General features: G+C 58.4%; 10 protein-coding genes. 4 read left to right on the top strand and 6 right to left on the bottom strand.

Annotated features, from left to right (window positions below; genetic code table 11):
* Positions 1–168 precede the first annotated feature (168 nt).
* Positions 169–483: a DUF485 domain-containing protein gene (locus tag URZ40_RS15090; RefSeq protein WP_116343854.1), complete on the top strand. Its 315-nt coding sequence runs from the start codon at positions 169–171 to the stop codon at positions 481–483.
* Positions 480–2,129 carry a cation/acetate symporter ActP gene (gene actP, locus URZ40_RS15085; protein ID WP_116343853.1) on the top strand — a complete coding sequence of 550 codons (1,650 nt, stop codon included), beginning with the start codon at positions 480–482 and terminating at the stop codon, positions 2,127–2,129. Before URZ40_RS15090 ends, actP begins: the two co-directional genes overlap by 4 nt.
* Positions 2,130–2,161: 32 nt before the next feature.
* On the opposite strand, the gene URZ40_RS15080 is transcribed toward actP, so the two are convergent.
* Positions 2,162–2,851 (bottom strand): LrgB family protein, encoded by a 690-nt coding sequence (locus tag URZ40_RS15080; protein WP_116343852.1) that lies wholly within the window; start codon positions 2,849–2,851, stop codon positions 2,162–2,164.
* The gene (locus URZ40_RS15075) at positions 2,844–3,254 is read right to left on the bottom strand and encodes a CidA/LrgA family protein (protein WP_116343851.1); all 411 of its coding nucleotides are present in this window, start codon (positions 3,252–3,254) and stop codon (positions 2,844–2,846) included. Before URZ40_RS15075 ends, URZ40_RS15080 begins: the two co-directional genes overlap by 8 nt.
* 102 nt (positions 3,255–3,356) lie before the next feature.
* On the opposite strand from URZ40_RS15075, the gene URZ40_RS15070 reads away from it, so the two are divergent.
* Entirely contained in the window at positions 3,357–4,259 is a 903-nt protein-coding gene (locus URZ40_RS15070) for a LysR family transcriptional regulator (RefSeq protein ID WP_166709802.1), read from the top strand.
* A gap of 66 nt (positions 4,260–4,325) precedes the next feature.
* Here the strand turns inward: URZ40_RS15070 and URZ40_RS15065 are convergent, their stop codons facing one another.
* The 4 genes from URZ40_RS15065 to soxR form a co-directional block, all read right to left on the bottom strand.
* A complete protein-coding gene (locus URZ40_RS15065; RefSeq protein WP_116343849.1) occupies positions 4,326–5,972 on the bottom strand; it encodes a Na+/H+ antiporter in 1,647 nt (548 codons plus the stop codon).
* A gap of 150 nt (positions 5,973–6,122) precedes the next feature.
* Complete coding sequence (ghxP, locus tag URZ40_RS15060) at positions 6,123–7,472, bottom strand: guanine/hypoxanthine transporter GhxP (RefSeq protein WP_028015179.1); 1,350 nt, start codon at positions 7,470–7,472, stop codon at positions 6,123–6,125.
* Between the two features lie 296 nt (positions 7,473–7,768).
* Entirely contained in the window at positions 7,769–8,440 is a 672-nt protein-coding gene (locus URZ40_RS15055) for a glutathione S-transferase family protein (RefSeq protein WP_116343848.1), read from the bottom strand.
* Positions 8,441–8,807: 367 nt separating this feature from the next.
* Entirely contained in the window at positions 8,808–9,266 is a 459-nt protein-coding gene (soxR, locus tag URZ40_RS15050) for a redox-sensitive transcriptional activator SoxR (RefSeq protein ID WP_023331806.1), read from the bottom strand.
* Between the two features lie 98 nt (positions 9,267–9,364).
* Here soxR and soxS point away from each other — a divergent pair, with 98 nt between their 5' ends.
* Positions 9,365–9,691, top strand: a complete 327-nt coding sequence (gene soxS / locus URZ40_RS15045; RefSeq protein WP_008503387.1) for a superoxide response transcriptional regulator SoxS — start codon at positions 9,365–9,367, stop codon at positions 9,689–9,691.
* The last annotated feature ends 3 nt before the right edge of the window (positions 9,692–9,694 follow it).

Below are 9,694 nucleotides of genomic sequence, written 5' to 3'. Positions count from 1 at the left end.
CCCCCCCGCCCCACCTCAACCTCTTATTTAATTCTCCCCCCTCCCCGCGGGGGGGGGGCGCGGGGGGCGCCCCCATCAGACCGCACTTTCCTCCCCTCACCCTAACCCTCTCCCCAAAGGGGAGAGGGGACTAAAAACAAACCAACCTTACCTTTGGAGAACTCTGTGATGAATAACGATATTTGTCAGCAGATAGAGAATAGTGCGCACTACAGGGAGCTCGTCGATAAGCGGCAACGGTTTGCCTTCATTCTTTCCATCATCATGCTGGTTATCTACGTCGGCTTTATTATGCTGATCGCCTTTGCGCCGCACTGGCTGGGCACCCCGCTGCATGAGGGTACCAGCGTCACACGCGGCATTCCGATTGGCATTGGCGTGATTGTGATTTCATTCTTGCTCACGGGCGTGTACGTCTGGCGCGCCAACGGTGAATTCGATCGTCTCAATAAAGCGGTACTGCAAGAGGTAAAAGCATCATGAAGCGAGTTCTGACGGCGCTCGCCGCCACACTTCCCTTTGCTGCCGATGCGGCAGATGCCATTACCGGTGAGGTACAGCGCCAGCCAACCAACTGGCAGGCGATTGTGATGTTCCTGATTTTCGTGGTGCTGACGCTGTACATTACGTACTGGGCGTCGAAACGCGTGCGCTCCCGTAATGATTACTACACCGCGGGCGGCAACATTACCGGCTTCCAGAACGGGCTGGCGATTGCGGGTGATTTTATGTCTGCCGCCTCGTTCCTTGGGATCTCCGCGCTGGTCTACACCTCCGGCTATGACGGGTTGATCTACTCCCTCGGCTTCCTCGTCGGCTGGCCGATCATTCTGTTCCTGATTGCCGAGCGCCTGCGTAACCTCGGTCGCTATACCTTTGCCGACGTGGCCTCATACCGCCTGAAACAGGGCCCTATCCGCATGCTCTCAGCCTGCGGCTCGCTGGTGGTCGTGGCCCTTTACCTGATTGCCCAGATGGTGGGGGCAGGCAAGCTGATCGAGCTGCTGTTCGGCCTGAACTACCACGTCGCAGTGGTGCTGGTGGGCGTCCTGATGGTGATGTACGTCCTGTTCGGCGGCATGCTGGCAACCACCTGGGTGCAGATCATCAAAGCCGTGCTGCTGCTGTTCGGCGCCAGCTTTATGGCCTTTATGGTGATGAAGCACGTCGGCTTTAGTTTCAATAATCTGTTTACCGAAGCGATGGCGGTCCACCCGAAAGGGGAAGCGATCATGAGCCCTGGCGGGCTGGTGAAAGACCCGATCTCCGCACTCTCTCTCGGTCTCGGGCTGATGTTCGGTACCGCTGGCCTGCCGCATATCCTGATGCGCTTCTTTACCGTGAGCGATGCGCGTGAAGCGCGCAAGAGCGTCTTCTACGCCACCGGCTTTATGGGTTACTTCTACATCCTGACCTTTATCATCGGCTTCGGCGCAATCATGCTGGTGGGGGCGAACCCGGCGTTTAAAGACGCGGCGGGCGCGCTGATCGGCGGTAACAACATGGCGGCGGTGCATCTGGCCGACGCGGTGGGCGGCAACCTGTTCCTCGGCTTTATCTCCGCCGTGGCCTTCGCCACCATTCTTGCGGTGGTGGCAGGGCTGACGCTGGCGGGCGCGTCTGCGGTATCGCACGATCTCTACGCCAACGTCTTCCGCAAAGGCGCGAGCGAGCGCGATGAGCTGAAGGTCTCTAAGATCACCGTGCTGGTGCTGGGCGTGGTCGCCATTCTGCTGGGGATTTTGTTCGAGAAGCAGAATATCGCGTTTATGGTGGGGCTGGCCTTCTCGATTGCCGCAAGCTGTAACTTCCCGATCATCCTGCTCTCCATGTACTGGTCAAAACTGACCACCCGTGGGGCGATGATTGGCGGCTGGCTGGGCCTGCTGACGGCGGTGATCCTGATGATTCTGGGCCCGACAATCTGGGTGCAGATCCTCGGTCACGAAAGCGCTATCTTCCCGTACGAGTACCCGGCGCTGTTCTCCATTGCCGTGGCGTTTATCGGTATCTGGGTCTTCTCGGCTACCGACAACTCGCCGGAGGGTAACCTGGAGCGTGAGAAATTCCGCGCCCAGTTTATCCGTTCACAGACCGGCCTGGGCGTTGAGCAGGGCCGCGCTCACTAAGCCTTTCTCCCCGGTCATGCTGGCCGGGGAGTTCAAAACATCACCCACGCCACCAGCGGCGCAATCAGCACCATCGTCACGCCCGAGAGCATCATCACCAGGCTTGCGACAACCCCCTCCTGCTGACCGAGTTCATACGAACGCGCCGTCCCCGCGCCGTGCGACGCCGCGCCAAATCCTGCCCCCTTCGCCATGCCTTCCCGGATAGAGAGCCGCAGGAACAGCACATCCCCCACCGCCATACCAAAGACGCCCGTGACCACCACAAACAGCGCCACCAGATCCGGCTGCCCGCCGAGCGGTTTAGCCGCTGCCAGCGCAAACGGCGTCGTGACCGATCGCACGGCCAGGCTGCGCTGAATTTCATCAGGCAGGGTAAACAGCCGCGCCAGCCAGACCGAGCTGCACACCGCCACCACCGTCGCGGTAATGACGCCCGCGCTGAGCGACATCCAGTGGCGTTTAATAATCTTCAGGTTGTCATAGACAGGGACGGCAAAGGCGATGGTCGCCGGGCCGAGCAGCCACAGCAGCCAGTGGGACTCACCAATGTAGTTCTGCCAGGAGATATGGCCGAATACCAGCATCAGCACCAGCAGGATGGGCGTGAAGACCAGCGGCATCAGCGGCAGCGCGCGGAAGCGGCGGTACAGGCGCTTGTTGGCAAAGTAGATGACGACTGTCGCAATCAGGCACAGCACGCTTATCTGAAAGTTAGTCATGCTTCTGCCTGCTGATTTCAAACCGATACACGTTATCCACCACCCAGGCGGTAGCGCCCAACACCATCAGCGTGCTCAGGGCGATAACCGCGAAGATGCGCCAGCCGTCGACCATCAGCAGCTGCGCATAGTTCACCACGGCTACCACGGCCGGAACGAAGAACAGCAGCATCTCCGCCAGCAGCCAGCGCGCGCCGGCCCGCACCCAGCTAAGGGGTAACGCACGTGAAAGGATCAGCGTCAGCATCAGCACCATCCCCACCAGGTTGGCGGGTAAAGGCAGGTGCAGCCAGTCAACAAGATATTCCGCAAAAACAAACAGTCCCGCGTAGAGCAGTACCTGAACCGGTACCTGGAGTCGTTGCACAACGGCAGGCGTAACACGGCTTAACGCCACGGCCATGGGGGTTTTCCTCAGAAATGAGACGAGGCGCCAGTATAGTGAGCGTACGTCATCGACTGAAATGAATTAAAATCATCGAAGGTATAGTTTCGAGGAATAATCATGGACATAAGAACGCTGCGCTATTTTGTCGAGGTGGTTCGCCAGCAAAGTTTTACCCGCGCAGCGGAGAAGTTGTTCGTTACCCAGCCGACCATCAGCAAAATGCTGAAAAACCTCGAAGATGAGCTGAACTGTACCCTGCTGATCCGCGATGGGCGCAAGCTACTGCTGACCGATACCGGACGCGTGGTGTTCGAGCGCGGGCTGGCGATCCTGGGCGAGTTCCGCCAGCTTGAGGCCGAGCTTGCGGACATCAACCACCTGACTAAAGGTCTGTTACGTCTCGGCATTCCGCCAATGGTCGGCATGATGATGGCCGGGCCGATTAGCCTGTTCCGCCAGCGCTACCCCGGCGTTGAGCTTAAAATTTCTGAATTTGGCGGCCTGACCGTGCAGCAGGCGGTGATCAACGGCGAGCTGGACGTGGCGATGACGGCCCTTCCCGTGGAGGAGGAGAGTGGTCTGGCGACGCTCCCGCTCTTTAGCCACCCGCTGTGCGTGCTGGTGCCCCGCTCCGGCGACTGGCTAACGATAGACTCGGTGAAGCCCGAGCTGCTTGGCGAGCATCCCCTGCTGATCTACAACGAAGACTTCGCCTTAAGCCGCCAGCTGATGACCCTGTTTAACCACCATAACGTGAAGCCGCGCATTGCGGTGCGCAGCGGCCAGTGGGATTTCCTGGCGGCGATGGTGCAGGCGGGCGTGGGGATTGCCATTCTGCCGCAGCCGATCTGCGAGCGGCTGGATAAAAACACGCTGCGCTGGATCCCGCTGGAGAGCGATCTCCACTGGCAGTTAGGGATGATTTGGCGTGAAGGGGTGTATTTGTCGCACAGCGCGCAGGCGTGGTTGCAATGTTGTGAGGGGTTTTGGGTCCCCTCACCCCAACCCCTCTCCCCATAGGGGCGAGGGGCTCGATCGGTTCCCTCTCCCCTATGGGGAGAGGGTTAGGGTGAGGGGCAAAGCGCGCTACTGATTCTCTATCAACAGCGCTTCCAGCAGGTCCAGATCGTGCAGCAGTTTTTGCAGCGTCTCGTTGCTGATCTGGCGCGTGGCGCGCAGGTGATACAGCTCGGCGCGCTCGGAGCGCAGCGCCGCCAGGCGGAACCGACGCTCCAGGTTCTCCTCCTGCAGCGAGCTTTCCACGTCGTTACGCCCGTCGGCGCGGCGGCGCAGGTTACCTATCACCCGCGAGCTGACTTCCTTCAGCAGCTGGTTATCAATGTTCTCTTCGGCGTCGGCGGCCAGACGCTCCTCCATCTTCTCAATGGCTACAATCGCCACTTCCGCCGTGGCCGCGCGGGCAATCCGCTCCTCTTTGTGCTGTTGGGTCGAGTCACCGGCATCAATGTGCTGGAGTAAAATCGGCAGCATAATCACGCCGACAAACAGCGAGAAGAGGATCACGCCCGCCGCCAGGAACACCAGCTCGTAGCGCGCCGGGAAGACGTCCCCCGTTGGCAGCAGCAGCGGAATGGAGAGTACACCGGCAAGGGTAATCGCCCCGCGGACGCCCGCGAAGGAGGCAATCAGCAGCTCGCGTGTGGTCCAGGAGCCGAACTCCATCGGCTTTTTCGTCAGGAAGCGCACGCTGAATCTTTTCATCGTCCAGAGCCAGCCGAAACGCACCAGCATCAGCGCCATGTAGATCAGCACGATATCGGTAAACAGCATCCAGACTTCAACGTTCGGATCGGCCTCTGCTGCGATGAGCGAGGACTCCATAATGCCCGGCAGCTGCAGGCCCAACAGCAGGAATACCATGCCGTTGAACACAAATTCCAGCATTGCCCAGGTGCTGTTGGCGCGCAGGCGCATCGCCAGCGGCGCGCGGCGCATTACGCCGGAGCGGGTGATGGTCATCCCCGCCGCCACCGCCGCCAGAATGCCCGATACGCCGATATGTTCGGCAATCAGATAAGAGGCAAACGGCAGCAGGAACAGCAGCACGATCTGCGTTGCCGGTTCATCGCCGCCCCAGCGGCTGAGGAAGCGTAGCGAGCGGCCATACAGCCAGCTCACCACGAAGCCTGCGAGGATACCGCCAATCGCCACCTTGAAGAATTCCAGGGTCGCACCACCCACGGTAAAGACCATTGTTCCCATGGCAACCGCCACGGCAAACTTCAGGGCGACCAGGCCGGAGGCGTCGTTCATCAGCGCCTCCCCCTGTAAAATGCCCATGATTTTCTTCGGAATGCGGCCTTCGCCCACAATGCCGGAAAGCGCTACGGCATCGGTTGGCGACAGCACGGCGGCCAGCGCAAAGGCGGGAATTAACGGGATACCCGGTACGGTCCAGTAGATCAGGAAACCAATCCCGACGACGGTGACCACCACCAGCGCCAGCGCCAGGCCGAGGATCTCTCGTCCATGCTCAAGAAATTCGCGCGTGGGGGTTTTCCAGCCATCGGCAAACAGCAGCGGCGGGATAAACAGCACGAGGAACAGTTCAGGATCGAACTCCACGTGCAGACCGAACGTCGGCCACGCCAGCAGCGCACCGATAGCTATTTGCATTAAAGGCAGGGGGACCTGGAAGGGCAGTACGCGTGTAACCACCCCGGATAACGAGACCACAAGGGTCATGATGAGTATTGTGAAGAAGATTTCCATGCGTTCCCTGTTTGCTGTGTTACTTATGTACTACGGAAGGCGTCGTGCCTTTAATTCTATCTTCCCCAGAGTAACGCAAAAGGCAACGGGATGAGTCCTGAAAATAAAAACGGGCGGCCTGAGCCACCCGTTTTCGCATCAATGGATAACTCAGATTGCCCAGCCGCCCGCGTAGAACGCCACCAGCGCAACGGCGATCACCACGGTGCCGATGTTCAGCTTGCGCCATTCACCGGAAACCAGACGGCCAATCACCAGTGAGGCGAAACCGATCATGATACCGGTCACGATGTTACAGGTCAGGACGATAAACACTGCGGTAATCAGGCCGGACATCGCATCCACGAAGTCCGCAAAGTCGATTTTCGCCACGTTGCTCAGCATCAGCAGGCCGACGTACATCAGCGCTGGCGCGGTCGCGTAGGCCGGGACCAGGTAAGAGAGCGGAGAGAGGAACAGGATCAGCAGGAACAGCACGCCGACGGTGATCGCCGTCAGGCCGGTTTTGCCGCCTGCAGCCGTACCCGCTGCAGATTCGATGTACACCGCCGCAGGCGCCGCGCCGACCAGACCAGAGAAGACGCTGCTCAGGGAGTCGGTGGTTAGCGCTTTGCCGCCATCGATAATCTGGCCGTCTTTATCCAGCAGGTTGGCCTGACCGGCCACCGCGCGAATGGTACCGGTCGCGTCAAATACCGCAGTCATCACCAGCGCCAGCACGCTTGGCAGGATCACCGGGTTCAGCGCGCCCACGATATCCAGGCTGCCGATCAGGGAGTTGCCTTTGTCATCGCTCAGCGACGGCATGGCGAAAATACCGGAGAAGTGGACGGTCGGATCGAAAATCAGGCCGACGATGGAAATGCCGATAATGGTCAGCAGGATGCCGCCCGGTACCTTCAGTTTCTCCAGGCCGATAATCACCGCCAGACCGATCAGCGACATAATGACCGGGAAGCTCGCAAAATGACCCAGCGCCACCGGCAGGCCGTCCAGTGGGTTCTTGATCACCAGGCCAACACCGTTGGCGGCGATCAGCAGCAGGAACAGGCCGATACCGATTCCGGTGCCGTGCGCCACGCCCTGCGGCAGGTTGCGCAAAATCCAGCTACGGATGCCGGTGGCGGAAATGACGGTAAACAGTACGCCCATCAGGAATACGGCGCCGAGGGCAACCGGTACGCTGATCTGCTGGCCCAGCACCAGGCTGAATGCGGTAAAGGCGGTCAGAGAGATGGCGCAACCAATCGCCAGTGGCAGGTTCGCCCACAGCCCCATGACGATGGAACCCACGCCAGCCACCAGGCAGGTGGCGACGAAGACAGCCGCTGGCGGGAAGCCCGCTTTGCCCAGCATGCCCGGTACCACGATAACGGAGTAAACCATCGCCAGAAACGTTGTCAGACCGGCAACGACTTCCTGGCGCACGGTGCTGCCGCGAGCCGAAATTTTAAACATGGCGTCAAGTGAACCGCCGGTACGCGCAGATGGCGTAGACATAGAAACATCCCCTGAGAGTTTTTATAGAACGTCCATAAGCGTGGTGGAGACACCGCTGCCAGCTAAAACGTCAAATCCGTGTGTTGCGTTTGCGACGAAAGGGCGTCACAAAAAAAGCAAACGTTTAGCTCCGCGCTTATAAAACGGGTGGTCAAATTAAGGCAAACGATTATCCAGCCTAATCCACGCCCTTTTCAACTGAACTTTGTCGATTTTCGCTAAAATTCACTTATGACGATGAAGAAATAGACAGAGGATGCGCAAACGTTATCGTCTATGCGCAATTTATTTACATCTCAATCCTCGCCCGGGATAGATAACGGGCCACCTTGTTGCAGAGTTCTTTGCCAGCCAGGGCTGCTTTCCACCTTTTGCTTCCATGCCTGAATATGCGGCAGATTATCAATGCCGCCGCGCGCCAGCAGGGCAAAGAGTGGAAAGCTCATCTGAATGTCGGCCATACTGAACGCTTCTCCGGCAAACCAGCTGTTTTTAGCAAGATGTGAATCAATAAAGCGCGCATGGGTTTCCAGCTGGGGGTTGAGATACGCTTTCTGTACCCCCTGCCCCAGCGCCTTGCCCAGAGTTCGGATGCCAAACGGCACGGGCGGCTTGCCGAGGCTGCTGAAGACTAGCTTCATTAACAGCAGCGGCATCAGCGACCCTTCCGCGTAATGCAGCCAGAAGCGATATTGCACCTTGTGCGCGGGGTCCAAAGGTTTCAGCCGCGATTCGGCATCATAGGTTTCCTGCAGATACTCCAGAATGGCGCCTGACTCCGCAAGGATCAGCCCGTTATCTTCAATGACCGGGGATTTGCCCAACGGATGCACCTTTTTGAGGGACTCGGGTGCCAGCATGTTCTTTTCGCGCTGGTAGTGAACGATCTCATAAGGCAGGGCGAGTTCTTCCAGCGCCCAGATCACGCGGTGCGAGCGCGACTGGTTCAGGTGATGTACCGTGAGCATGATTTTCTCCTGTTATTCATACTTTTTAACTATAGAAAATCGAACAACACCGCGAAAAAATTTCGTCTAAAAAACGGCTCGCGCGGCTGGCGAAAAAACGGGTCTTGCATAGAATTAAAGTGTCAGCACAATCCGGAACCTCCCCAACCAGCTCGACACGAGGGGTGCTGATGTCGGGGGAAACCCTCCCGTGAACCAGCGGGATAGAGAGAAAGACAAAGACCGGGAAAAACTAAAGCGCCCTTTGTGGCGCTTTAGTTCTTTATGATGCTTTTTGCCGGGTGGCGCTTCGCTTACCCGGCCTACGTTCTCGGTTTTGTAGGCCGGGTAAGGCGCAGCCGCCACCCGGCAAACAGGCCGCACGGACTCAATCCTCCTCCAGCAACCGTGCCCCCGTCCCCTGCTCGCCCAGCCTGTCTCCGGGGTTACGCAGCGGGCAGTCGCTACGGGACAGGCAGCCGCAGCCGATGCAGCCGTCCAGCTCGTCACGCAGCGCGACCAGCGTGTGGATACGTCTGTCCAGCTCTTCACGCCACTGGGACGAAAGTTCTTTCCACTCTTTCGGGCTAAGCGTATGCCCTTCCGGCAACACGCCAAATGCCTCACCGATCGTCGCCAGGGGTATGCCGATGCGTTGCGCAATTTTGATAATCGCCACGTAGCGGAGCACGTCGCGGGTATAGCGGCGCTGATTTCCGCCGTTACGGATGCTTTTAATTAACCCTTTGCTTTCATAGAAGTGGAGCGCCGATACCGCAACGCCGCTTCGCTTTGCCACTTCGCCGGGGGTTAAAAGCGCTTTAATACGCGGCAATCTCTTTTCCATAAAACCTCTTTACCTCAAGTTAACTTGAGGAATTATACTCCCCCGCAGAGAAAACGACGAATCAACCGAGAAAGTTGTATCTACAGAGGGGCAACCTTATGTCGCATCAGCAGATTATTCAGACACTTATTGAATGGATTGACGATCATATCGACCAACCGTTGAACATTGATGTGGTCGCTAAAAAGTCGGGCTATTCGAAATGGTATTTACAGAGGATGTTCCGCACGGTCATGCACCAGACGCTGGGTGAGTACATTCGTCAGCGCAGGCTGCTGCTGGCGGCGCAGGCGTTACGCTCAACGCAGCGGCCGATTTTTGATATCGCGATGGATCTTGGCTATGTGTCGCAACAAACCTTTTCCCGCGTGTTTCGCCGCGAGTTTGACCGTACGCCAAGCGATTACCGCCACCAGTTGAATTAATCC

It is taken from the genome of Enterobacter sp. 296B2 (genome assembly GCF_034106185.1).
Taxonomy (GTDB): domain Bacteria; phylum Pseudomonadota; class Gammaproteobacteria; order Enterobacterales; family Enterobacteriaceae; genus Enterobacter; species Enterobacter cloacae_N.
The sequence above is the reverse complement of the archived record's forward strand: the minus strand, read 5'-3'. Positions and strand labels throughout refer to the sequence as shown.